Genomic DNA, 24,066 nt, shown 5'->3' on the forward strand with positions numbered 1-24,066 from the left:
TTATGGAAGTGATACTTAAAAAAGACGTAGATAACTTAGGTTTTAAAGACGACGTGGTATCCGTAAAAAACGGGTATGGTCGTAATTACCTTATACCTCAGGGTTTTGCTGAACTGGCAACTCCTTCTGCAAGAAAGGTTCTTGAAGAAACTTTAAAGCAGCGTGCTTATAAGGAACAAAAGCATATCGACGAAGCTAAAAAACAAGCTGAAAAACTTAACAGCCTTGAAATCAGGCTTACTGCAAAAGCAGGGGCAGGTGATAAGTTGTTCGGTTCCATCACTAATGGAGATTTAGCTGATGCACTGGCAAAAGAAGGTGTAGAGATCGAAAAGAAATATATAAGCATCGCCGGTGGTAACATCAAACGTTTAGGACAGTACGAAGCAACTTTACGTTTTCATCGTGAAGTGGTTTCAAACTTTACCTTCGACGTTGTAGGAGAAGCTTAATTTATTTTACTCATAGCATAAGCCTGCTCAAATTTTGAGTGGGCTTTTTTTATTTTAGTGAAACTGAATTTTGACTATAGGCAAAATTCCTAGTTGAACTAATCCCGAAGAATTTCGGGAACTCATTAAAATTATGGAAAATCACCATTATGAAATACGCAAGATTGACCAAAGAGCAGTTCGAGGAAATGCACCAGGAATTTATCAATTTCCTGGCAACACAATCTATAACTGCAGATGAATGGGAAAAGATCAAAAAAGAGAAGCCAAAGGTCGCTGAGGAGGAAATGGATATTTTTAGTGACCTAATCTGGGAAGGCGTTCTCAATAAAGTGGAATACCTTGAGCATTTTTCTCCGAACCAGATATTTCTTTTTCAAATTACAGCAGCCACCATCAATCTTATTGCTGTAAAGGTTGAGAATGGAGCAATAGATATTACTACCAGAGAAGGTTACTCCTGGTTACAGAATAATTTGCTGGATGATTCGGTAAATATCTATACTTCAACAAAAGCGATAAGTGAAGATAGAAATAAGGATATTTTTGCGCTTATTAAACAGGGAGCGAATATCACGAAAGGAGAGCTTTATAAGTATTTTGAAAACGTGGTTCAGGACTAATAATTAGACAATTTGAAAATGCATCTATAATTTAATAAACGAATTAAGCAATGAAGCTATTCTTAACTTGATGCGCATTAAAAGAGAAAAGCTTTAGAATTTCACTTTCAAATCTTCAAATTGGTAAGTTTTCAAATTAGTTTATTCATAACGCAGTGACTCAATAGGATCCTGCTTAGCTGCCTTTGCTGCCGGATAACTGCCGGCCAGAATAGCAACCAGGACGGTAATTCCGGTTGCCCATAGCATGGCTTTCCACGGAGTGGTAAAATTGAAATCCAGGGAACTTGAAACTATATAGCCAATTGTTATCCCCAGTATTATCCCGAGTAAACCACCAATCTGTCCGATAACAAGCGTTTCCAGGAAGAACTGAGTGGCGATAGTATTCTTTTTTGCTCCTAGAGCCTTTCTAACACCTATTTCACGGGTTCTTTCGGTTACAGTTACCAGCATGATGTTCATAAGAGCGATAGAAGAACCAAAAATGGTAATTATGGAGATGATCCAGGCTGCTATATTAAGCGCGCCGGTTATTCTAAGTATACGGTTTATAAGGTCATCGCTTCTTTCCAGCCCAAAATTATTTTCTTCTTTTGGACTTAGTCCCCGAATATTTCGGAAAGTAATAATAGCTTCATCCATTGCCGCATCCAATACTTCCTTGTCTTCTACCTTCACGCTAAGGCTGTAATTGATATTAGGTTGCGAAAAAAGGGAACGCGCATGCTGAATGGGAATAAATACACGCAGATCCTGATTGTTTCCAAAAGTACTTCCTTTTGATTCCAGAACACCGATTACCTTAAACTTTGCTCCCCGAATGCTGATGGTCTTATTCATCGGGTCAAAACCTTTGAATATTCCATCCTTAAAATCGGAGCCTATCACTGCTACATTATTATTGTTCTTTATGTCAAAAACATTGAACTCTCTCCCGCTTTCAACTTCAAGTCCCGAATTTTCCAGATAATATTCATTTACTCCCATCACCGAAATTTCAGGATCGGTCTTTTCATTCTCATATTTAATTTCTGCTGAACTGGTTCCGGTGAAAGAAATGGCGGTTTCTGTAAAAGGATATTCATACTTTTCTTCAAACTCCCTGACTTCCCTGTAGCTGATTATAGGATTTATCTTCCTTTCTTCGTTTCCGAAGCTCTGGGTACGAAATTCATAGCGCTGAATATTGAAGGTGTTGGCTCCCATAGAGGCAAAATCCTTGCTGATCGTGTTTTCAAGCGCCGCTACGGCACTTAAAATCCCTACGAGGGCAGTTATTCCAATCGCAATGATAAGTACAGTAAGAATGGTTCTTAATGATTGACTCCTTATGGAGTTAAGTGCGATCCTTATATTTTCCCGAAGGAGTGAAAACATGTGGCTGATTTTCGGTCTTATCGGTTAGACTATAAAATTAGAACTTTGTTACTTAAAATTTCAAATTTGTTTGGGTTCGCTTAAAAATTAAGATATTTGCAATCCTAAATAGCAAATTCAGCTTAATACAGATCATGGCACAAAAACCATCCATACCAAAAGGTACAAGGGATTTTTCACCGGAAGAAGTCGCAAAGCGAAACTATATTTTTGAGACCATCAAAAGGCAATTCAAAAGATTCGGTTTTCAGCCGATAGAAACTCCAAGTTTTGAGAATTCTTCAACCCTTATGGGAAAATATGGTGATGAAGGTGACCGGCTGATCTTTAAGATCCTTAATTCAGGGGATTTTTTAAGAAAAGCTGATAAAGATGCTCTGGATGAAAAGGACAGCATTAAGCTGACGCCTTCTATCAGTGAGAAAGCATTGCGTTACGATCTAACGGTGCCTTTTGCCCGTTATGTGGTGCAACATCAAAATGAGATCGAATTTCCATTTAAGCGCTACCAGATACAGCCGGTTTGGAGAGCTGACCGTCCTCAAAAAGGCAGGTTCAGGGAATTCTTTCAGTGTGATGCCGATGTTGTAGGCAGTAAAAGTCTTTGGCAGGAGGTTGAATTTGTACAATTGTATGATTCGGTTTTTAATGGTCTAGGCCTTGAAGGTGTCACAATTAAGATCAATAACCGTAAAGTTCTTTCAGGTTTTGCCGAAGTGATTGGAGAAAAGGATAAGCTGATAGATTTTACGGTGGCCCTGGATAAGCTTGACAAAATAGGCGAGGAAGGAGTTAAAAAGGAAATGCGCGAGAAAGGAATCTCTGAGGAAGCAATCAAAAAACTTCAGCCAATATTTAATCTTCAGGGAACTTTTTCTGATAAGATCAAAGGTCTGAAAACAATTTTGGAAACTTCTGAAATAGGACGAAAAGGAATTGAAGAGCTCGAATTCATTCAGAATGCAATAGAAGAGATGCCTTTGAAAATTGCCAAACTGGATCTTGATGTGACCCTGGCAAGAGGACTGAACTATTATACAGGTGCGATCTACGAGGTAGCCGCTCCGGAAGCTGTGAAAATGGGTTCTATAGGAGGAGGTGGCCGTTATGATGATCTTACGGGTATTTTTGGCCTGAAAGATATGAGCGGGATAGGGATTTCCTTTGGTCTTGACCGCATCTATCTCGTACTTGAAGAACTAGATCTTTTTCCCGAAACCGTTACACAGAATACAAAAGTCCTTTTTATCAATTTTGGAGATAAGGAAGCCATGTATGCTATGAAGGCGGTTGAAAAATTGCGTAATGAGAACATTGTGGCAGAACTCTATCCTGATTCGGCTAAAATGGGAAAACAGATGAAATATGCCGATAAAAGGGATATTCCTTATGTGGTTCTGGCAGGAGAAGAAGAAATGAGTCAGCAAAAATTCACCTTAAAGCACATGAAGTCTGGTGAACAATCCAGTCTTTCTCTTGAAGAGCTGAAGCAGAAACTTAACAGCTAGGAGTTCAGGTTCTTAGGTTATTTTAATTATCGAATAGTTAATCTTCTGATTATCATTCATATATTTACTTATTCTTAGCAGCTTATAGCTGATTATTATCATGTTCCCAGATCTTTTTTAAGTCTATCTTAGGTTAAAAAATCTGGAATATGGTGGCTTCTAATACCGTATGGGATAACGTAAAAAGCTTTTTTGAAGAAATAGGGGATATTGCCTATTTCACAGGCCGCTTTTTCCGAGAAGTATTCAAACCTCCTTTTGAGTTCAGAGAATTATTGCGACAGTGTTATAACATGGGGAATCGCTCCATGTTACTGGTTGGCGTAACGGGATTCATTCTAGGGCTTGTCTTTACTTTGCAATCAAGACCTACCTTAATGCAATTTGGAGCCGAATCCTGGATGCCTTCGATGGTGAGTATTTCCATAGTAAGGGAAATAGGGCCGGTAATTATCGCCCTTATATGCGCCGGTAGAATAGGTTCCGGTATCGGGGCTGAACTAGGTTCCATGAGGGTGACAGAGCAAATCGATGCCATGGAAGTTTCCGGGACCAACCCATTTAAATTTCTGGTGGTTACCCGAATTGTAGCTGCCACCTTAATGCTGCCTTTATTGATTCTTTTGGGAGATGCCATAGCACTTCTGGGATCTGCCTTGGTAGAGAATATTAAGGGGGAGGTTTCATTTTTACTGTATTTCAACCAGGTATTTGATTCTTTGAAATTCTCTGATCTTATTCCTGCTACGATCAAATCCTTTTTCTTCGGTTTTGCTATCGGACTGGTAGGCTGTTACAAGGGATACTATTGTTCAAAAGGGACGGTAGGTGTAGGAGAGGCTTCAAATGCGGCAGTAGTATATACCTCCATGCTGCTCTTTGTGATCGACTTTATTGCTGTTTTTGTAACCGATATATTCTTTGGAATCTGATGAAACTGGAAAACGGCATAGCACCCATTCTTGAGATAAAAGATCTTAAAAAGACCTTTGGAGGGAACGAAGTTCTAAATGGCTTTAATCTGGAGCTGTATAAGGGTGAGAATCTTGTGGTGATGGGAAAATCGGGGGCGGGAAAATCAGTAATGATAAAATGTTTGGTGGGTCTTATGCGGGCCAATAGCGGAAGTATTAAAATAAAGGATCAGGATATTACACAACTCAGGCAGGAAGACCTGGATATATTGCGAACCCATATAGGTTTTTTGTTCCAGGGAAGTGCCTTATATGATTCGATGACGGTTCGGGAAAACCTTCTGTTTCCTTTAAGGAGGCATAAGAAACGACTTCAATTAAAGGAAAAATCGGAGACCCTGGTTCGTGAGGCCCTAAGCAATGTAGGTCTTGAACATACCATAGACCTGATGCCTGCCGAATTATCGGGAGGGATGCAGAGAAGGGTAGCGCTGGCCCGTGCACTTATTCTGAAGCCTGAGATCATATTATATGATGAACCTACTACGGGACTGGACCCAATAACTTCTAAAGAGATCATTCAGTTAATGAGGAATGTGCAGGATACATATGATACCTCGTCGCTAATTATAACCCACGATGTTGATTGCGCCAGGGTGATCTCTAACAGAATGATATTACTGGTGGACGGGATTAATTATGCCGAAGGAACCTTTCCGGAGTTATCGAATTCTAAAGACCCAAAGGTTCAGGCTTTTTTTAAAAATTAATGATCATGGAAAAATCGACTTCACAACGAATAAGATTAGGTGTTTTTGTGGTTTTAGGCACATTGGTACTCATTTCAGCACTATACTACATAGGTAATAGGCAACATCTTTTTACTAAGAACATTCCTGTCTTTGCAGAATTTGAAAATGTAAATGGTTTGCAAATTGGGAATAATGTTCGTTACTCCGGGATCAATGTGGGTAACGTAAGTAAAATAGAAATGCTGGCAGAATCACGTATTCTGGTGCAGATGATGGTGGAGGAGTCTACCGGAAAATTTATTAAAAAAGATGCCATTGCCACCGTTGGTACAGATGGTCTGGTTGGTAGTATGGTGGTGAATATTTTGCCAGGAAAGGAAAATTTAGCCTCAATTAAACCTGGTGATACCATAGCGTCTTATAGCCGTATTGGTGCTGATGATATGTTGTCTACCCTTAACGTAACCAATGAAAATGCTGCTTTGCTCACCTCAGATCTTTTAAAGATCACCAATAAGATACTGGAAGGCAAAGGGACTCTGGGAGTGCTGGTTAGTGATTCTACACTAGCTAAGAATATTAAGCAAACACTTCTGAACCTGCAGGAGACGAGCAGGCAGACGACTATAGCAATGAGCAAGATCAATAGGGAATTAGCCGATTTAAACATCGATGAAAGCCTGGCCGGAACCTTATTCAAGGATACACTGTCCCGAAACCGAATAGAGAATATTATAATGAAACTGGATACAACCAGTAGCCACATTGCCGGTATCACTAAAAATGTAGAAACTATGATTAATCGTATCGATAATGGTGAAGGTGCCCTGAATTATTTGACCCAGGATCAGGAGCTGGTGCAGAATATTGACACTACTTTATTTTATATAAAACAATCCTCCATAAAACTTGATGAAAATATGGAAGCTCTCAGAGATAATTTCCTGTTTCGCGGTTATTTCAGGCGACTGGAGCGCCAGGAAAGAAGAGCGATGAAGAAAGCTATGAAAGATTAAAGCTCCGAAGTTTAGGTCAAATTAGGAACTTACTTTATTAAGCAAATCCATTTCATCAGAACTTAATTCTGTTCTAATTGCCTCCTTAAAAGATTTTAGGTGTTCAGGTTTGGTAGCGCTGGCAATGGGTGCCGTGATACCCGGTCTTTGCATAATCCATCTTAAAGCCACTGCTGCCTGGGAGATATTATGATGATCTGAAACATCTTTTAGTGCCTTCAATACCTCTTTACCTTTTTCATTAAAATACTCCTGTAGGAATTTTTCGCGGTCCCTTCCCTCAATATCTTCTTCAGTACTGTATTTCCCCGTAAGGAAGCCACTTGCTAATGAGAAATAACTGGTCACCCCCATATTGTTCTCATGACAGATTTTCTGAAGTTTTCCTTCAAATTTCTCTCGTTGCATAAGACTGTATTCGGGCTGGGAAACCTCATATTTAGGCAGATTCTTATTTCTTGAGGCTTTAAGTGAGGCTTCCAGTCTTTCGATAGATATATTAGAAGCTCCAATATACCTCACTTTACCCTGATCTATCAATATCTGATAGGCTTTCAGTGTTTCTTCAACGGGCGTTCTATCATCATCCCAATGGGTAAAATAAAGGTCGATATAATCTGTTTGAAGACGTTGTAATGAATCTTCAGCAGCCTTTAGAATATAGTCCTTTGAAATATCCCTTCCTTCTTTTCCTGGGTTGGAACCGACCTTGGTTGCGATTAACATTTTATCCCGGTTACCACGTTCTTTCATCCATTTCCCTATAATAGTTTCAGATTCACCTCCCTTATTTCCAGGAGCCCAGTGAGAATAGGAGTCGGCCGTATCTATCATATTGATCCCCATATCAAAGAGTTGATCCAGTAACCCAAATGATTCTTTCTCATTTACTGTCCATCCAAATACATTTCCTCCAAAAATAATGGGAGGTGCTTTAAGTTCTGTTTCTCCGAGTCTTTTGTATTCCATTGCTTTAACTTTTGATATTTAAAATAAGAAATAGCATGAGAGAAGCTTTAGATTTAGAATTTTTTAACTCTATCTAAGAAATTTTACTCTCTGAAGGTTAAAGATAAGTTGGATTATAATAAAGTTTGGTTAATTCAGCAGTTTATAGGAAGGTAAACTTTGTTCTTGATGCTGGTAATTTCTAAATTTAAATGAATCAATAATCTAATCAAAACTAACTACCAGAGATATGGATGAGATCATTGACCACCCTGAAAGAGGTGCAAGGACCGAAGACAAAGAAGTAGTAATTATTAGTGGGAGTAGCGGACTGGTTGGTTTTCCGCTTATTGAAAGGCTGGCTGAGAATTACAGGGTTGTTGGCCTGGATCGATTAGGCCCGCCATATCCACCCTTACAGGCCGAATGTGTGAATTTTGATATAACCGATGAAAAGGCTATTGATGCCGCTATGGAAAGGATTCGATACGGCTATGGTAGTAAAATAGCATCGGTGATACATCTGGCGGCTTATTATAGTTTTAATACTAAAGATAGTCCGGGTTATGATGAGATCAATATAAAAGGTACACAGAAGTTCCTCAACCAGTTACAGGACTTTGAAGTGGACCAGTTCATTTATGCCAGTTCCAACCTGATATATAAACCCACTAAACCCGGCAGGAAGATCAATGAGGATTGTCCCGTGGAAGCGAATTGGGGTTATCCGGAATCTAAGATTATTACAGAAGAATTAATAAGAGAGAACAACAACGATATTGATACTGTTTTCTTAAGAATCGCCGGTGTATACGATGAAGAAGGACATTCAATCCCTATCGGTCAGCAGATTAAGCGTATATATGAAAAAGAACTGGTAAGTCATTTTTATTCCGGAGAACTTAACCATGGAAATGTTTTTGTCCACCTTGAAGATGTTTTGGATGCAATTCTGAAGACTGTTGAGCGAAGAAATAAGCTACCTCATGAGATCGCAATAAATATAGGTGAACCTAGCACACCAACTTACAAAGAATTGCAGAATGCGATAGGAAAACATATACATGGTGAAGAATGGAATACTTACGAAATGCCGAAAGGTATAGCTAAGGCAGGTGCGTGGGCCAGGGATTTGGTTGGAGACCCCTTTATAAAACCCTGGATGATAGACCGTGCAGATGATCATTATGAATTGGATATTAGCAGGGCCAGGGAATATCTGGATTGGGAGCCAAAACACAGAGTTATGGATACTCTTCCCGCCATTATTGAAAATCTCAAAAGAGATCCTGAGGCATGGTATAAAGAAAATGATCTGAAATATGAGTAACGATGTAAACTACATTCCCCCGGGATGGGATTATAATCCTGCCACATGGTCTCAAAGGATCCCTATAGTAATCCTGGCGATGGTTGGATTTTTCATTGCGAGTTATCTTGCACTCTACCAGCTGGATATTATAACTAATGTTTGGGAACCGTTTTTTGGAAATGGTAGTGTGACCATCCTTAATTCCAAAGTTTCAAATGTACTTCCCATTCCGGATGCAGCCCTTGGCGCTTTTGGTTATTTGGTTGATGCGGTGACAGGAATAATAGGTGGGACCGGTAGATGGAAAAAAATGCCGTGGATAGTAATTGTATTTGGTCTTGCTGTAGGTCCTCTTGGATTTATAAGCGTTATGCTGGTTGTTTTTCAACCGGTATTATTCTCGGCATGGTGTACATTATGCCTTTGTTCAGCAGTGGTATCGATAGCTATGATAGGCCCGGCTATGGATGAGATGCTTGCGAGCCTTCAGTATATGCAGCGTGTAAGAAGGTCTGGCGCTTCAACCTGGAAAGCTTTCTGGGGAGTAAAGTCTGAAATAAAAAAAGTAAACTGATATGTGGGCGAGATTTATTAATACCGCTTTAGGATTATGGTTGATGATAACGCCTGGAATATTTCAGTATTCTTCAGCAGCTGCAGATAACGGCCATATCTTAGGTCCTGTAATTGTAACCTTTTCGGTAGTGGCAATGTGGGAAGCTACCCGTGTGGTTAGAAAATGGAATTTCCCTGTTGCCATCTGGTTACTGGCTGCTCCCTGGATTCTTGGGTATGAAAATACAATCGCAATAGTAAGTGATATGGGTGTAGGAGTCCTGGTCCTTATTTTTTCTTCTATTAGGGGAAAAATCGAAAAGAATTACGGTGGAGGATGGTCTTCTTTATGGCAGCAAAATCCTGAACATATCCAGAAGACAAAGCAGAATTGATTTAGGTTAAGTTTAAAGGTTTTTACCAGTGCCTTAACAGGAAACGGGGCATATTTTGGGTATTTTACTGAAAAACCAAAAATTTTGAGTTATGAGAATTTTAATCCTGAAGATCTGTATATTTTTATTTGTATTACCCCTGTTTTCTCAAAAAACTGCCGATAAATTTACACTTTCTCCTGCGGGATTTGAAGATTCGGTGATTCGTGAATATCCTGGAAAAACCGATTCTGAACTTTTTCTTGCAGCCAAAATGTGGGCTGAGTTCACCGTGGACAATCCACAGGAGGCAAGAACACGGGAGATAAATGATCAGTATCTGGAATATCGTGTCTTTGTACCTCAGGCTTTTAGTATAGTAGATGATGGTGACGAATATACCTGGGACGCTATGTTTGATGTGGCCTTCAGGTTTGAGAACCAGAAGATTCGATATGATGTTGAAATTGTGGAGATTACAAGTCCTGATGCACCGGCATTCCAAATCGTAGGCGGATTAAAGGACTGGGCCTTTTATTCTTCGATAAACGGTGAGGCTTATCCTTTGACCCAGGATGCGAAAAAAACAATGGAAGATATCGTTAATGATTTTATACGCGGTGTTTCTTCTTACGTGAACAGGGATGCTGAAATTTCAGAAAAAGGAAATTAAGATTGTAATAGTATTATTTAAAACAAAAATCCCTCCAATTTTGGAGGGATTTTTGTTAGTAGCGAGACCGAGATTTGAACTCGGGACCTCCGGGTTATGAAAATAATCTGGTAGAGTTCAATACTTGTTAAAAGCACTGAAAATCAATTGATTATGAATTTTTAATAAATTTTGATATCATATAATATGGCTTAAAATCAACGGATTCTGTACTTATTCTGTACTAGTTTTTTGGAGGTAATTTGGTATATTACAAGGTTTTAAATTTTAAATGTATGGCAAATTTGAAGATTGTTTTGAGAAAAAACATGAAAAAGAAGGATGGAAGAATACCTCTAGCCTTGAGAATTAGCGAAAATTATAAAACGAATTATGTCTGGCTGGGACATTCTGTTTTTGAAAAGGATTGGGATGACACTGCTGGTAAGGTAAGAAAGACTCATCCAAACTTTAAAAAGTTAAATAATTTTTTGATGAAAAAAATGATTGAAGTCGATGATATTTATTTCAATTCAGAAACTAAAATTACTCCGAATCAAATAAAGCAAAAATTGAAAGGTCCAGACGGTTTAAAATCATTCTTTGCTATTGCTACTGAACATATACAGAGTAAATATGATACAGGGGTGTTTTCAGTTGCAAAAGCACAATTATCCATACTTTATAATATCGAAGAATTTATAAATCTAAAGAGTTCCAGAAACAAATCAAAAACCGTTCGAGAGATTAAACAACGGCGTTTAAAGCGAATTAGCGATTCAAGAAAATCTAAATATCATTGGATGGATGGCGTCGCCTATTTTAGAAAAAATGAGAACCTGAAATTCCGGGATATAGATGAGTCATTTATAAGAAAATATAAAACATTCTGTACTTCTTATCTGAATCAAAAACCAAGAACTATAACCAACCAGCTTATTTTCATAAGAACACTCTATAATATTGCCATTAACGAAGGAGTAATTGCTCAGAAGTATTATCCTTTTGCTGGTGAAAAGGAAAAAATTAGAATATCCTCAGGTAATAAAATAGGATTGAATGTAGAAGAAATTGAGAAAATTGAATCACTCGATCTAGAGAAATATTCAACTATATGGCATACTCATAACATATGGTTGTTTTCATTCTATTTTGCTGGGATGCGAATTTCAGATGTCATTAAATTAAAATGGTCTGATTTCAGGGACGACCGGTTATATTATGTCATGGAAAAAAATGGAAAACCATTAAGTTTAAAAATACCGGATAAGGCTAAGGCTATTATTGAATATTATAGGCCTGATAAGAAAATCAATAATGGATATTTATTTCCTTTCTTACGGGAAGTAGATAAAACCCAAGCCGAACAAATTTATACCCGGACAAAAAGCACTACTAAACTTCTCAATACATATTTAAAAAAGATAGCTAAACTCTGTGGTATTGATAAAACATTATCGAATCATATAGCCCGCCATAGTTTCGGAAATATTGCAGGTGATAGAATTCACCCTTTAATGCTACAGAAATTATATAGGCATAGTGATTTAAAAACCACACTGAATTACCAGGCGAATTTTATTCATCGGGAAGCTGATGAGGCATTGGATAGCGTTATTAATTTTGATTGATGCAATTTTATAATTATTTACCGTCTAAGAGCAGATCCTGAGTAAATTTCCAAAAATGAAAACTATTAGAACTAAACGTATCTATGAAAAACCTTATGATCAGGATGGCTATAGGATTTTAGTGGATAGAATTTGGCCCCGAGGAGTGTCAAAACAGGCCGCCCGACTGGATGAGTGGAAAAAAGAAATTGCTCCCAGTGATAAATTGAGAAAGTGGTTTGATCATGATCCAGAGAAATTTGATGAATTTTCCAAGAAGTATAGGGAAGAATTAAAGGAGAAAAAGGAATTACTTGAAAATGTTCGAAAGGTGGCCAAAGAAAATCGAATAACACTTGTGTACGCGGCAAAAGATGAAAAAAATAATCAGGCTGTTGTATTAAAGAATATTCTAGAAGGAAATTGATGGTTGATAATAATCAATTTTTTTCAATTAATTTTAAATAAAAGCGAATATCCAAAAACTCATATGTAACGAAAACGGTTAAGTAACTATTTTTGAGTGTTTTCAACCCTAAAGATCTCCATTTAGTATCTGGAATAGGATTTAATTTTATTAATTTTGCGGGCTTAATCAACAAAACTATGAGTCATAATATCAAAGCAGGTGTAGCCACCGGAAAAGAAGTACAGGAAATATTCAATTATGCGAAAAAGAAGGGATTTGCCCTTCCGGCAGTGAACGTAATTGGTTCGAGTAGTATTAATGCCGTACTTGAAACTGCAGCAGAGCTAAATTCGCCTGTTATTATTCAATTTTCAAATGGAGGAGCCCAGTTTAATGCCGGGAAAGGACTTTCAAATGATGGAGAAAAGGCAGCGATCGCCGGTGGCGTTGCAGGTGCCAAACATGTTCACGAAATGGCCAAGGCCTATGGTGTACCTGTTATAATGCACACTGACCACTGTGCGAAAAAATTACTTCCATGGATCGACGGATTGCTGGATGCCAGTGAAAAATATTTTGAGCAACATGGAAAACCTCTTTATAGCTCGCATATGATCGATCTTTCTGAAGAGCCTATCGAAGAGAACATGGAGATCTGTAAAAAATATCTTCAGAGGATGTCAAAAATGGGAATGACTCTCGAGATCGAATTGGGAATAACCGGAGGTGAAGAAGACGGTGTGGATAATACAGATGTAGATTCTTCAAAACTATATACACAGCCAGAAGAAGTTGCTTATGCTTACGAAGAGCTTAGCAAAGTGAGTGACCAGTTCACTATCGCAGCTGCTTTCGGAAACGTACACGGTGTATATAAACCCGGAAATGTAAAGCTTACCCCTACCATACTTAAGGATTCACAGGAGTATATCACTAAGAAATACAATGTAGAAGAAAATCATATTGATTTCGTATTCCACGGAGGAAGTGGATCTACCGTTGAAGAAATTCGTGAAGCTATTGGCTATGGTGTGATCAAAATGAATATTGATACCGACCTTCAATATGCATATCTTGAGGGGATTCGCGATTATATGGCTGGTAAAAAAGAATACCTTGGAGCGCAAATTGGAAATCCCGAAGGAGAGGATGTTCCGAATAAAAAATATTACGACCCTCGAAAATGGCTTCGAGAAGGTGAATTAACATTAAAGGCCCGTCTCAAAAAGGCTTTTGAAGATTTAAATAATGTAAACACCCTTTAGTACAACAGCAAGCCTTTCATTTTGAAAGGCTTTTTTTTTGATATAAGAATAAATATACTATTACTTAAATTGGAATGACTCCAACCGTCCTATGTGGGATTTTCTTGTAAAAATTTCCAAGTCTTTCAATGGGATGAAATCAGGATTAATTATCCTGTTTTCATACTTATAACATTGTGGAAAACTATGTGAATAAGATAACTTCCAAATCCAGCTATCTCCTCCTTATTTTTCTAATTTCGAAACAAAGAGTTGTCCCGGGCCTCACCGGTAGAAAAAGGGGAATCATGTGAGAATCATGAGCTGTTGCGCAACTGTATGTTAGTCTTCTAACAAGCCAGATCACCTTCCGGATACAACGACTTTTACTTTCGCATAAAAAGTAATGGTCAAGGATTCTTCATTGGCGCTTCTTCCAGTTGCGCACCTGGTAAGTCCCTTCCATCCTGTTTTATGCTTTTGATTATAACCTAATAAAACAAAAGTAGTATGAGTATTTTTGACAAGCGCCTTAATTATAAGCCATTCGAGTATCCCGGAATTCTTGATTTTACCGACGCCATAAACCGCTCTTTCTGGGTGCATTCTGAAGTAGATTTCACGGCTGATGTACAGGATTTTCATTCTTACCTTTCCAAAGAAGAGAAGGATGTTGTAAAAAAAAGCCTGTTAGCCATTGCCCAGATAGAAGTAGCGGTTAAATCCTTCTGGGGAGATCTTTACAAACATCTTCCTAAACCGGAATTTAATGGCTTAGGTAGTACATTTGCGGAATGTGAATTCAGGCACTCACAGGCCTATTCAAGGTTGCTTGAAGTACTTGGTTACAATGACGAGTTCGGCAAAGTGATTAAAGTGCCAGCTATCAAGCGAAGGATAGAGTACCTTTCTGAGGCTCTGGAGCATACTAAAGCCAAGGACCCGAAAGAATATGTCTCATCGCTCATTCTTTTTTCCATACTTATCGAAAATGTTTCTTTATTCAGTCAATTTGCTATTGTTCTTAGTTTCAACCGCTTTAAGGGAGTGATGAAGAACGTGAGCAACATTATAGCTTGGACCTCGATAGATGAGCAACTCCACGCCAACGCGGGTATCTATATCATCAATCAGATACGAGAGGAATTCCCTGATTATTTTACTGAAGAGCTTACCGAAAAACTAACGCATATCGTTAAAAAATCTATAGATGTAGAAGAGGAGATCCTGGATTGGATCTTTGTCAGCGGAGAACTAGACAACATCAGCAAAAAGAACCTGATGGATTTTATGAAATTCAGGCTGGACGAAAGTTTAGAAAAGATCGGTATTCCGAAGATCTATAATGTTACGCAGAGCGAATATCAACCCATGCTGTGGTTTGAAGAAGAAGTCTTCGCTAACAGCCTGGACGATTTTTTTGCCCGTCGACCTGTAGACTATACCAAGCATGATAAAAGTATCACTGCAGCAGACCTTTTCTAAAATCCATTTATAACTATCTATAAAAAATACCTCCCATGACAACGAATGTAGAAGCCCAGCCGCTATTAGAAAATGAACCAAAGAACAAACGCCTTTGGTGGCTTAATGAAGAAAGCCAGCAGATCTTGAACCGAGGATATCTGCTTAAAGGCGAGACCGTAAAGGCTGCCATAGAAAGAATTGCCAAGGCCGCTGCCGGAAGGCTTTACAAACCGGAACTCGCCGAAGCTTTTATCGAAATGATCGAACGTGGATGGATGAGTCTTAGTTCACCAATATGGGCGAACATGGGGACCGAACGTGGACTGCCGATTTCCTGTTTCAATGTGTATGTGCCAGATAATATTGAAGGTATCACACACAAACTAGGCGAGGTGATCATGCAAACCAAAATCGGTGGTGGTACCTCGGGTTATTTTGGAGAATTGCGTGGTCGAGGTAGTGCCGTGACCGATAATGGTAAAAGTAGCGGGGCAACCAGTTTTATGAAGCTTTTTGATACAGCTATGGATACGATCTCCCAGGGGGGAGTACGCCGTGGAGCCTTCGCGGCCTATCTGGATATAGACCATCCGGATATCAGGGAGTTTCTGGAGATCAAAAATATAGGAAATCCCATTCAGAATTTGTTTTACGGCATTTGTGTTCCCGATTACTGGATGCAGGAAATGATAGACGGCGATATGGAAAAAAGGGAAATCTGGGCCAAGGTGCTGGAAAGCCGTCAGCAGAAAGGACTTCCTTATATCCTTTTTAAGGATAATATCAACCGTTTTAAACCGCAGGTTTATAAGGACAAAAATAGAACGATACATTCCAGCAATTTATGTTCGGAGATCGCATTGCCATCAACTGAAGATGAATCTTTCATCTGCTGTCTTTCTTCTATGAACCTGGAATTATATGACGAATGGAAAGATACCGAAGCGGTAAAACTGGCCATTTACTTCCTTGATGGTGTGCTTCAAGAGTTCATAGCGAAAACCGATGGAAACCATTACCTGTCCTCTGCCAACAAATTTGCTCGGAATCACCGTGCTCTTGGGCTGGGTACTATGGGCTGGCATTCTTATCTTCAGAAGAGTAGAATTCCGTTCGAGGGAATCAGAGCGAAAGGTCTAACTCACCAAATCTTTGAAGATATGAATGCAAAAGCGACCAAAGCTAGTAAAGAATTGGCTACTATATATGGTGAGCCCGAGATTCTTAAAGGCTACGGATTGAGAAATACGACATTAATGGCCATTGCGCCTACTACCTCTTCTTCGGCGATCCTAGGACAAACCTCCCCGGGAATAGAGCCTTTCAGTAGTAATTATTACAAGGCTGGGCTGGCCAAGGGTAATTTTATGCGTAAAAACAAATACTTAAAGGAATTGCTTGAAGAAAAAAACCTTGATAATGAAGATACCTGGAGAAGTATCATGTTGAACCACGGTAGTGTGCAGCACTTAGAAGAACTAAGCCAGGAAGAAAAGGATATTTTTAAGACGTTTAAAGAAATCAGCCAGCTGGAGATCATTCAACAGGCAGCTGTACGTCAGAAATTTATAGACCAGGCGCAGAGTCTGAACCTGAACATTCCTGCCGGTCTTCCGGTCAGAGAGGTGAATAGACTTATGATAGAAGCCTGGAAACTGGGAGTGAAGACGCTTTACTACCAGAGAAGTCAGAGTGTTTCCAAGGAATTCGTTTCGAATATGGTGAGTTGTTCTAGCTGTGAGGCTTAAATGGTAACCGTTACAACTAAATTCTTAAGTATTTTTTAACTTGATTAGTTTCCCATATCGATGGTTAAACCACTAATTATAAAGAATTCATGATCGAGGTTACGAGTATAATTTTCCATCCTATATTCTAGACTTAGCCCTAATTCAAGGTCCTGGAAATATGAGTTTGCAAGGCTGAGGGAGATTCGTTGTTCTGCTTCTGGTTTTAATTGGCTTGAAATAGCGTATAAGGCTTCTGTGCCCAGCGTCCAAGAAAAATACTGGTTTAAGGGCATGGAATATGCTATATCATACCTACCCCGATGGATTATATGTTCTCTGAATCGTTGTTCGAGCCGGAATCTATGAGAAAGAGGGGAATTTGCAGATTGTATTTCGACCTGCTCCGTTAAACGGAATTCATCTTCTTTAGAAGAATCAAATAGTTCCCTGAATCGGTATTGAGCTCCAAGACTAATCCCAATGAGCTCACTGGCTTGATATGTAGTAAAATGTTTCATTTCAAGATGCTCATGTTGATAGCCGGATACTATTTTTCCAGCATTTCTTTCCTGAAACATCCCACGGTTCCCGAAGCCGAAATCCATAGACCATTTTCCTTTTAAAGGGAGAGAAAAATCAAATTCGTTTTCATAAAAGTAAGACTTCGAGTTCTGGGAATATCCTACATTCACCACTATAAATAAGAAGATTATTTGAAGGATTATTTTCTTTCGGTATACTGCCACAATTTCTATTGTTTTTTATTTTTCAAAAAAGTCGAAAAGATCTTTTCAATTAATCACGGGACTTAATTGTCCTCTGGTCATTTGACCACTGTTCATTGTAATTTTTTAACCTGGTATATAAGCTTATTATGGTAATGAGAACGATCAAGCCTAATAAAAATCCTCCAATAACATCGGTTAACCAATGTACTCCAAGATACACCCTTGAAAAGGGTATGGTGGTAATTAGAAAAAGGGATAATATTATAATCATCTTCCGAATAATATTATCGAAAGTTGATAAACGAAGCATTAGATAAATTAAGAATCCAAAGAAAACTATATAAAAGGAGGTGTGTCCACTCGGAAAACTATGATTGTTAGCCTCATAAAGTATATTGACAAAACTTTCAGCCGGGCGAGGTCGCTCTATTAGCATTTTAATTCCACCATTAATAACCGATACCCCTATGGTAGAAGCAACAAATAAAGCTTCTTTTTTTAATTTGAGAATATAGAATATAGAAGCTGCACCAAAGGACAAACTCACCACTTTGAAGGTCCCGCCAAACCAGCTTACAAACTTCATTAAACTAATAATTGCATTATTTTCAAATTCCTGAATCGCTTTAGAAAATTCAAGATCAATAGAAGTTACAGGATATGATTGGACGTATGCAGTTAATGAGAAAAATATCACTAGCAGAATAATTAAGCTGTAAAATACGCTTCTACTATCCTCAAAAAACTTATAGGCTATGGTGTTCATTAGATGACTTTCTTATAAAATTTTAAATTCAATATTTTTAATAATGTTTAGTGTCGTCAGCGCATTAGGTGGCTTAAAAGAAGAAAGGAAATCTGGAAAAAATTGGGAATTTGAAAAGAGACAATCGGAGATTACCATTTTCTTCCAGAATTCAGGGGTATCTTTATTAAAACTTTTTTAATGAAAATTCTCATCATTGAAGATGAAAAGGATATGCTTCAGAATATGGAGGATACACTTCAAAAGGAAAATTACCTTGTAGAGACGGCTACAGATCTTGATTCAGCCATTTCTAAGGTGGGAGTCTATGATTATGACTGTATTCTTTTGGATATAAATCTCCCAGATGGTAGTGGAATGGAAATTCTGGATTTTTTGAAGCAAAACGATAAAACTGAAGGGGTGATCATCGTTTCCGCCAGGAATTCTCTGGATGATCGATTACAAGGGCTCAACACCGGTGCCGATGATTACCTGGCCAAGCCATTTCATATGGCTGAACTGAACGCGCGGGTAAAAGCCCTGCTTAGAAGGAAGAAATTTAACGGCAATGACATTCTGAAAATTGAGAATCTTGTTATAGACCCTGATAATCATATTGCCAAAACTGAACATGGAGAAATGGAACTGAACCGCAAGGAATTCGATATCCTCATTTATCTCGCTACAAACCAGAACCGTCTGGTGAGTAAATCGGCCCTTGCCGAGCATGTGTGGGGAGACCATATAGACCAGGCCGATAATTTTGAATTCATTTACTCCCAGATAAAGAACCTGCGAAAAAAGCTGAAGGACGTGCAGGCTAATATTGAAATTAAAGCAGTCTACGGAATAGGTTATAAACTTATACAGGCTTGAAACTACTCAATTACACCTCAAAATATTTCGCCTGGCTTCTCTTTTTTGTCCTGACTGGATGGGCTATAATCTTCTATTTCCAGATGCTGGATGAGATCTATGACAGTATGGACGATGGGCTGGAAAACCAGAAACTGCTGGTCATAAGAAATACCAGACAGAAAGATTCCATGCTGATAAAATCTGATTTTGGGGATGGCTATTACACCCTGAATACGATTAGTGAAAAAAGTGCTCTTAGTTTTAAAGACTCCTATCGGGATACTTTGATGTACATGCACAATGAACAGGATTATGAACCCGTGCGTCTACTGGAAAGTGTTTTTAAACAGAATGACCAGTATTATAAGGTAAAGGTGATCACCTCCATGGTAGAAGAAGATGACCTTATTGAAGATCTTCTTTTTTCAATTCTGTGGTTATATCTTGGCCTGATCCTGAGTATCCTGATCCTGAATAATTTGATTTTGAAAAAGGTGTGGAATCCATTCTATAAACTCCTTGAAAACTTAAGGAATTTTAAGATCGAAAAAGATCAAAAGATCGATCTGGAAGATTCAAAAATCGAAGAATTCAACACCCTGAATGAAGATATAAATGATCTCATTACAAAATCGGTCAGATCTTATCAAAGCCAAAAGCAATTTATTGAAAATGCGTCTCATGAAATACAGACGCCTATAGCTATTGCCATAAATAAACTGGAGTTATTACTGGAAGATAACAACCTGGAAGAAAAGCAAGCCAATAAAATCATTTCTGCTATCGAAAACCTGGAGCGACTTTCCAGGTTTAATCAATCCCTGCTACTACTGGCGAAGATCGAGAATAAACAATTTCCAGAAACGCAGGAAATTAATTTAAATGAACTGACTCAAAATATCCTGAAGAATTTTGAAGATCTTATAGTACATAAAAATGCAAGGCTAAAGGTAGATAGCAAAGAACAGCTGATACTTTACATTAATCCGGACCTGGCCCAGATCCTTCTCACCAATCTTATAAAGAATGCCATCATTCATAATCCTGATTCGGGCTTAATCAGGATAAGCATCGATTCAAAAAACTGGCAAATTGCAAATCCTGGTGATGAGTCATTAGATCAAAAATACCTGTTTACCCGCTTTCAGAAAGTAAAGGATAATTCACGCTCTTCAGGTTTAGGACTGGCAATTTCCAGAGCAATAGCCAATCTTTATAACCTGGATCTTTCCTATCACTTTCAGGATGGCCATATTTTCAAAATAAGCGTTTCAGAGGCCAGATAATGTAATTCCAGATTCTTTACAGTTTCCCTTTTCATATTTGTTGAAAATTAAATATTGAAATTATGAAAAGAATAGTTTTGTTAGGCATTTTCACATCGTTCTTTATGACGGCTTGTGCACAGGATGATGCGCCTAATACAGAGATTCCGTCCGTAGTTCTGAATGCTTTTGAATCCGAATTCGGTAATCCCGTGAAGACCGATTGGGAAACCAAAGGAGAGGATTACGAGGTGGAGTTTGAGTTGCAGAATATAGAACATACTGCTCTTATGAGTAATACCGGAGAAGTTCTTAAATACAAGAAGGATATCACAGAAGCTGAACTTCCGGAAGAAATCAAAGCAGTTCTTCAACGCGAGTTTTCAGATAAAAAGTTTGACGATTTTGAATTGTTAATGATCGATACTGTAGGATATTATCAGTTTGAAATAGAAGGTACTTTCAGGGATAAGGATATGATCTTTACTTCCACCGGAGAAATGGCTTCAGAAGTATCGGTTTGGGATTAATCCATCATATTATGAAAATGACCAGGAAAGTCATAGGAATAATAGCAATTGTCCTCGGGATCTCGGGGATAGTTGCTTTTTCCTTCAGCAAAAAGTTTGAAAAAGGAGTTGCGCAAAACGCTATAAGTAAAAAGGCATATTCTATCGAGCAACAATGGGAACTGCCAGAAATTCTAGAAGAGATATCGGGAATAGCTTATTTTGCTCCAAACAGAATAGCCTGCGTCCAGGATGAAGATGGTACTATCTTTATCTATGATCTTGAAAAAGAACTGATAGAGAAAGAAATTGATTTTGGCAGTAGCGGTGATTATGAAGCATTGACCGTAATAAAAAACGATGCATTCGTTCTAAGGAGTGATGGAGTCCTATTTGAAGTAAAGAATTTCCAGAATGCCCCTAAGACAGTGGAATATGATCCAGGAATAGACCATTCTATAAATTTTGAAGGACTTTGTCTGAGTGAAGATGCCCGGAAATTACTGATGATCACCAAGGACGAAGATGGAAATATCGATGTGCGAAATATTTACAGTTTCGATCTAGAGTCAAGAACTTTTGACAAAGAGCCGTTTTCCAGATTAGAAATTGAAAAAGGGATTTTTAAAAATTATGAAGGATCCTTTAGACCTTCTGAAATAGAGATCAACCCTGCAACCGGTGAATTCTATATTCTGGATGGGAGGCATCCGCGATTGCTAATTCTCAATTCCTCCTTAAAGGTCCTGGAGATGATTCCCTTTGATGAGGATGAATTTGAGCAACCCGAAGGAATTACTTTTGGCAATGGAAAATTGTTTATTTCCAACGAAGCGGGAAAAAATGCAGGTAATATTCTCCAGGTGCAATTAAATCCTGATTATGATGGATAGTACCGTTCTTGAAAAAAAAAACGTGAACCAGAGTAAATTGCCTTTATATATTTCTCTTGCTCTGGTAACTTTAATTGTCCTGGCTTATTTTTTATTTCCTTCAGCCCAGAATTTTCTGGATGAAGCCTGGGGTGTCCTTACGAGTGGAGATAACAATCGCATTCAACAGTGGTTTAAGGATTTTGGATGGATGGCACCAGTGCTGCTTATTATTGCAATGGTTGCCCAAATGTTCTTAATCATAATACCGACCATTGCTCTAATGGTAGTGAGTATCCTGGCCTATGGTCCGATTTGGGGCAGCCTCATTGTTTTTGTTGCGGTTTTTACTGCTTCGTCTGTGGGATATTTCATTGGACGGTATTTTGGTCCGGTGATCGTTGAAAAGATCATCGGGCATAAATCGGAGAAGAAAGTAGCCGATTTCCTTGAGGATTATGGTTTCTGGGCAGTTTTTATCACCAGGCTGAATCCTTTTCTTTCAAACGATGCCATAAGCTTTGTAGGTGGTATTCTGAAAATGGGATATAGAAAATTCATCAGTGCTACTATTATTGGGATTGCACCCCTAACCATTTTCATTGCGATACTGGGTAAAAGTACTCAGGGTCTTAAAACCGGTCTTTTGTGGGGATCTATAATCAGCCTTATTCTATTCGGTGCCTATATTTACTGGGATAAAAGGAAGAGAAAGAACTGAGTATAGTTGTAAACTAATTAATCTATAATGTATTTATGGACGGAAATATAATTTAAATATCATCCATTGTTTAAACTTCAACTTCGCGAAAAAACTAACTACTTATAACTCAGAGAGGGTAAGATAATCCTACCTACCTTCAATACTTTTGTCATATTTCTTTAAAAATCTATTGATTCGCATTTTCTGTTCGGGATTGGGACTTTGTGATGCCCAAAGGGGTAATTGCAATTTTTTATTCCTACAATAATTTACCAACCATTTTGCGCAATCATACCCATCGTAATCACGGCTTCCAAGATCATGGTCAAAACATATCCCATCAGGTAAACCATTTAGTTCTATCCAATTTCTAAATTCGTAAAAGTTCTTTATCCATATCACTTCAACCTCACGCCCAACTGGGCTATAGGCCAGCCAGTCCATTCTTGGATCATTGGGGTTCAATCTGTCATCAAGCCACAAAAGTGTCTTTTTGGACCTTCTGTCAGAATCGGGTAAATTAGAAGACGGAGGAACACTTTTCTGATGCTTTAATCTTTTAAATAAACACAACTTCCAAAAACGAATAAAAAAAGAGGTTTTGGGAATTGTGAGTTTCATACGTATTTATTTTCTTCTTTAGGAGAGGTTAAGCTAATTTTAAAACAGATTTGAATTTTATTAGTATTTGATAAGATTAAAAGAGGGCGCGTTTTAAGACTTCCATATTTTATAGTATTTAATTCCTATAGCTATTAGAAAAACAAGCAGGAGGCTGATAAAAATTACAGTCTGGGGATTGTTTGTCCATATTTTGTAATAGAACTGTTGATGGAGATAAAAAGATCTGCCTACTACAACGATTAGGATAACACCTAATATTCTTAAAACTATATGATTCATGATATCTTATAAATACCTGATATGAGTATTTTAATCGTTTTTAGGTTGATTATTAATGGGCTTGAGTATTTTGCTTGTAGTGGTGCAATTATATCTGGAAGGTGAGGGGCAAATCAATTTTAGGCAAAACTAGTATGGTGTTTATTTTCAAGCTTATCTTTTCAATTGCCATCGTGCGAATTGGAGTTGAAAACTACCATTTGCGAAAATGTACATTATGATATCCAATCATTCAATCTAAATCCCTATCAATTTTCCCTTTTTGACCTGTCCAAGAATTTCTACCTCCTTAAATACTCTATATCTTTTAATTGCATTTTTAAGTTCGATTAATGAGAATCTCTACGAATTTTTATTCCGGTCTTATCATTTTTATTTCGTACTTCTATATAATAGCCGTCTTTAAGTTTTTTTGGTTTTGTTGATGGCCTTCCCATAAATAGTATTAAATTATTCTGTGTTGTGTTTTAAGTATTCGAATTTGAAGGCAGCGAATAGCTGTATCCATTTTTACTCCCTTAATTGTAATTAATA

The 24,066-nt window shown here is 38.1% G+C and carries 25 protein-coding genes and 1 riboswitch; of the genes, 20 read left to right on the forward strand and 5 right to left on the reverse strand.

Going from position 1 to position 24,066, the window contains the following annotated elements; genetic code table 11:
• Positions 1–2: 2 nt before the first annotated feature.
• Together rplI and NE848_RS15615 are read left to right on the forward strand one after the other, a co-directional pair.
• Entirely contained in the window at positions 3–452 is a 450-nt protein-coding gene (rplI, locus tag NE848_RS15610; RefSeq protein ID WP_252115395.1) for a 50S ribosomal protein L9, read from the forward strand.
• Positions 453–601: 149 nt separating this feature from the next.
• Positions 602–1,075 (forward strand): DUF6495 family protein, encoded by a 474-nt coding sequence (locus NE848_RS15615; protein WP_252115397.1) that lies wholly within the window; start codon positions 602–604, stop codon positions 1,073–1,075.
• Between the two features lie 141 nt (positions 1,076–1,216).
• On the opposite strand, the gene NE848_RS15620 is transcribed toward NE848_RS15615, so the two are convergent.
• Positions 1,217–2,455: an ABC transporter permease gene (locus NE848_RS15620; RefSeq protein WP_252115399.1), complete on the reverse strand. Its 1,239-nt coding sequence runs from the start codon at positions 2,453–2,455 to the stop codon at positions 1,217–1,219.
• Between the two features lie 134 nt (positions 2,456–2,589).
• Between NE848_RS15620 and hisS the strand changes: the two genes are divergently transcribed.
• The 4 genes from hisS to NE848_RS15640 all read left to right on the forward strand — a co-directional run bounded on the left by hisS (position 2,590) and on the right by NE848_RS15640 (position 6,645).
• On the forward strand, positions 2,590–3,963 hold the full coding sequence (hisS, locus tag NE848_RS15625) for a histidine--tRNA ligase (protein ID WP_252115401.1): 1,374 nt from the start codon (positions 2,590–2,592) through the stop codon (positions 3,961–3,963).
• Between the two features lie 149 nt (positions 3,964–4,112).
• Entirely contained in the window at positions 4,113–4,895 is a 783-nt protein-coding gene (locus NE848_RS15630; protein ID WP_252115403.1) for an MlaE family ABC transporter permease, read from the forward strand.
• Positions 4,895–5,647, forward strand: a complete 753-nt coding sequence (locus tag NE848_RS15635) for an ABC transporter ATP-binding protein (protein ID WP_252115406.1) — start codon at positions 4,895–4,897, stop codon at positions 5,645–5,647. Before NE848_RS15630 ends, NE848_RS15635 begins: the two co-directional genes overlap by 1 nt.
• A gap of 5 nt (positions 5,648–5,652) precedes the next feature.
• Entirely contained in the window at positions 5,653–6,645 is a 993-nt protein-coding gene (locus NE848_RS15640; protein WP_252115408.1) for an MlaD family protein, read from the forward strand.
• Between the two features lie 21 nt (positions 6,646–6,666).
• Here the strand turns inward: NE848_RS15640 and NE848_RS15645 are convergent, their stop codons facing one another.
• Positions 6,667–7,614 carry an aldo/keto reductase gene (locus NE848_RS15645; RefSeq protein ID WP_252115410.1) on the reverse strand — a complete coding sequence of 316 codons (948 nt, stop codon included), beginning with the start codon at positions 7,612–7,614 and terminating at the stop codon, positions 6,667–6,669.
• 229 nt (positions 7,615–7,843) lie between these two features.
• Between NE848_RS15645 and NE848_RS15650 the strand changes: the two genes are divergently transcribed.
• The 9 genes from NE848_RS15650 (at position 7,844) to NE848_RS15690 (ending at position 16,964) form a co-directional block, all read left to right on the forward strand.
• Positions 7,844–8,923 carry an NAD-dependent epimerase/dehydratase family protein gene (locus tag NE848_RS15650; RefSeq protein ID WP_252115412.1) on the forward strand — a complete coding sequence of 360 codons (1,080 nt, stop codon included), beginning with the start codon at positions 7,844–7,846 and terminating at the stop codon, positions 8,921–8,923.
• Positions 8,916–9,479, forward strand: coding sequence for a vitamin K epoxide reductase family protein (locus NE848_RS15655; protein ID WP_252115414.1), 564 nt, complete (start codon positions 8,916–8,918; stop codon positions 9,477–9,479). The genes NE848_RS15650 and NE848_RS15655 overlap by 8 nt, the downstream gene beginning before the upstream one ends.
• A 1-nt stretch (position 9,480) precedes the next feature.
• Positions 9,481–9,855 (forward strand): SPW repeat domain-containing protein, encoded by a 375-nt coding sequence (locus NE848_RS15660; RefSeq protein WP_252115416.1) that lies wholly within the window; start codon positions 9,481–9,483, stop codon positions 9,853–9,855.
• Between the two features lie 91 nt (positions 9,856–9,946).
• Positions 9,947–10,507: a hypothetical protein gene (locus NE848_RS15665; RefSeq protein WP_252115419.1), complete on the forward strand. Its 561-nt coding sequence runs from the start codon at positions 9,947–9,949 to the stop codon at positions 10,505–10,507.
• A gap of 275 nt (positions 10,508–10,782) precedes the next feature.
• On the forward strand, positions 10,783–12,117 hold the full coding sequence (locus tag NE848_RS15670) for a site-specific integrase (RefSeq protein WP_279344186.1): 1,335 nt from the start codon (positions 10,783–10,785) through the stop codon (positions 12,115–12,117).
• 55 nt (positions 12,118–12,172) lie between these two features.
• Positions 12,173–12,523 (forward strand): DUF488 domain-containing protein, encoded by a 351-nt coding sequence (locus tag NE848_RS15675; protein WP_252115429.1) that lies wholly within the window; start codon positions 12,173–12,175, stop codon positions 12,521–12,523.
• A gap of 179 nt (positions 12,524–12,702) precedes the next feature.
• Positions 12,703–13,770, forward strand: coding sequence for a class II fructose-bisphosphate aldolase (gene fbaA, locus NE848_RS15680; protein WP_252115431.1), 1,068 nt, complete (start codon positions 12,703–12,705; stop codon positions 13,768–13,770).
• A gap of 242 nt (positions 13,771–14,012) precedes the next feature.
• Positions 14,013–14,138, forward strand: a riboswitch (cobalamin riboswitch).
• A 121-nt stretch (positions 14,139–14,259) separates the two neighbouring features.
• Positions 14,260–15,234, forward strand: coding sequence for a ribonucleotide-diphosphate reductase subunit beta (locus NE848_RS15685; protein ID WP_252115433.1), 975 nt, complete (start codon positions 14,260–14,262; stop codon positions 15,232–15,234).
• A gap of 35 nt (positions 15,235–15,269) precedes the next feature.
• Positions 15,270–16,964, forward strand: coding sequence for a ribonucleoside-diphosphate reductase subunit alpha (locus tag NE848_RS15690; protein ID WP_252115436.1), 1,695 nt, complete (start codon positions 15,270–15,272; stop codon positions 16,962–16,964).
• Between the two features lie 44 nt (positions 16,965–17,008).
• Here NE848_RS15690 and NE848_RS15695 read toward each other — a convergent pair whose 3' ends face one another.
• On the reverse strand, positions 17,009–17,692 hold the full coding sequence (locus NE848_RS15695) for a DUF2490 domain-containing protein (RefSeq protein ID WP_252115438.1): 684 nt from the start codon (positions 17,690–17,692) through the stop codon (positions 17,009–17,011).
• A gap of 49 nt (positions 17,693–17,741) precedes the next feature.
• Positions 17,742–18,440 carry a phosphatase PAP2 family protein gene (locus NE848_RS15700; RefSeq protein WP_252115440.1) on the reverse strand — a complete coding sequence of 233 codons (699 nt, stop codon included), beginning with the start codon at positions 18,438–18,440 and terminating at the stop codon, positions 17,742–17,744.
• Between the two features lie 180 nt (positions 18,441–18,620).
• Here NE848_RS15700 and NE848_RS15705 point away from each other — a divergent pair, with 180 nt between their 5' ends.
• The 5 genes from NE848_RS15705 (at position 18,621) to NE848_RS15725 (ending at position 22,647) form a co-directional block, all read left to right on the forward strand.
• The gene (locus NE848_RS15705; RefSeq protein ID WP_252115442.1) at positions 18,621–19,298 is read left to right on the forward strand and encodes a response regulator transcription factor; all 678 of its coding nucleotides are present in this window, start codon (positions 18,621–18,623) and stop codon (positions 19,296–19,298) included.
• Positions 19,295–20,566, forward strand: a complete 1,272-nt coding sequence (locus NE848_RS15710; protein ID WP_252115444.1) for a sensor histidine kinase — start codon at positions 19,295–19,297, stop codon at positions 20,564–20,566. The genes NE848_RS15705 and NE848_RS15710 overlap by 4 nt, the downstream gene beginning before the upstream one ends.
• Before the next feature lie 62 nt (positions 20,567–20,628).
• Positions 20,629–21,075, forward strand: coding sequence for a hypothetical protein (locus NE848_RS15715; RefSeq protein WP_252115446.1), 447 nt, complete (start codon positions 20,629–20,631; stop codon positions 21,073–21,075).
• A gap of 11 nt (positions 21,076–21,086) precedes the next feature.
• Positions 21,087–21,947: a hypothetical protein gene (locus NE848_RS15720; protein ID WP_252115448.1), complete on the forward strand. Its 861-nt coding sequence runs from the start codon at positions 21,087–21,089 to the stop codon at positions 21,945–21,947.
• Positions 21,937–22,647 carry a TVP38/TMEM64 family protein gene (locus NE848_RS15725; protein ID WP_252115450.1) on the forward strand — a complete coding sequence of 237 codons (711 nt, stop codon included), beginning with the start codon at positions 21,937–21,939 and terminating at the stop codon, positions 22,645–22,647. The genes NE848_RS15720 and NE848_RS15725 overlap by 11 nt, the downstream gene beginning before the upstream one ends.
• 129 nt (positions 22,648–22,776) lie before the next feature.
• Here NE848_RS15725 and NE848_RS15730 read toward each other — a convergent pair whose 3' ends face one another.
• Positions 22,777–23,250: a cyclic-phosphate processing receiver domain-containing protein gene (locus NE848_RS15730; protein ID WP_252115458.1), complete on the reverse strand. Its 474-nt coding sequence runs from the start codon at positions 23,248–23,250 to the stop codon at positions 22,777–22,779.
• Positions 23,251–24,066: the final 816 nt, after the last annotated feature.

Source organism: Gramella jeungdoensis (genome assembly GCF_023805255.1).
Lineage (GTDB): Bacteria > Bacteroidota > Bacteroidia > Flavobacteriales > Flavobacteriaceae > Christiangramia > Christiangramia jeungdoensis.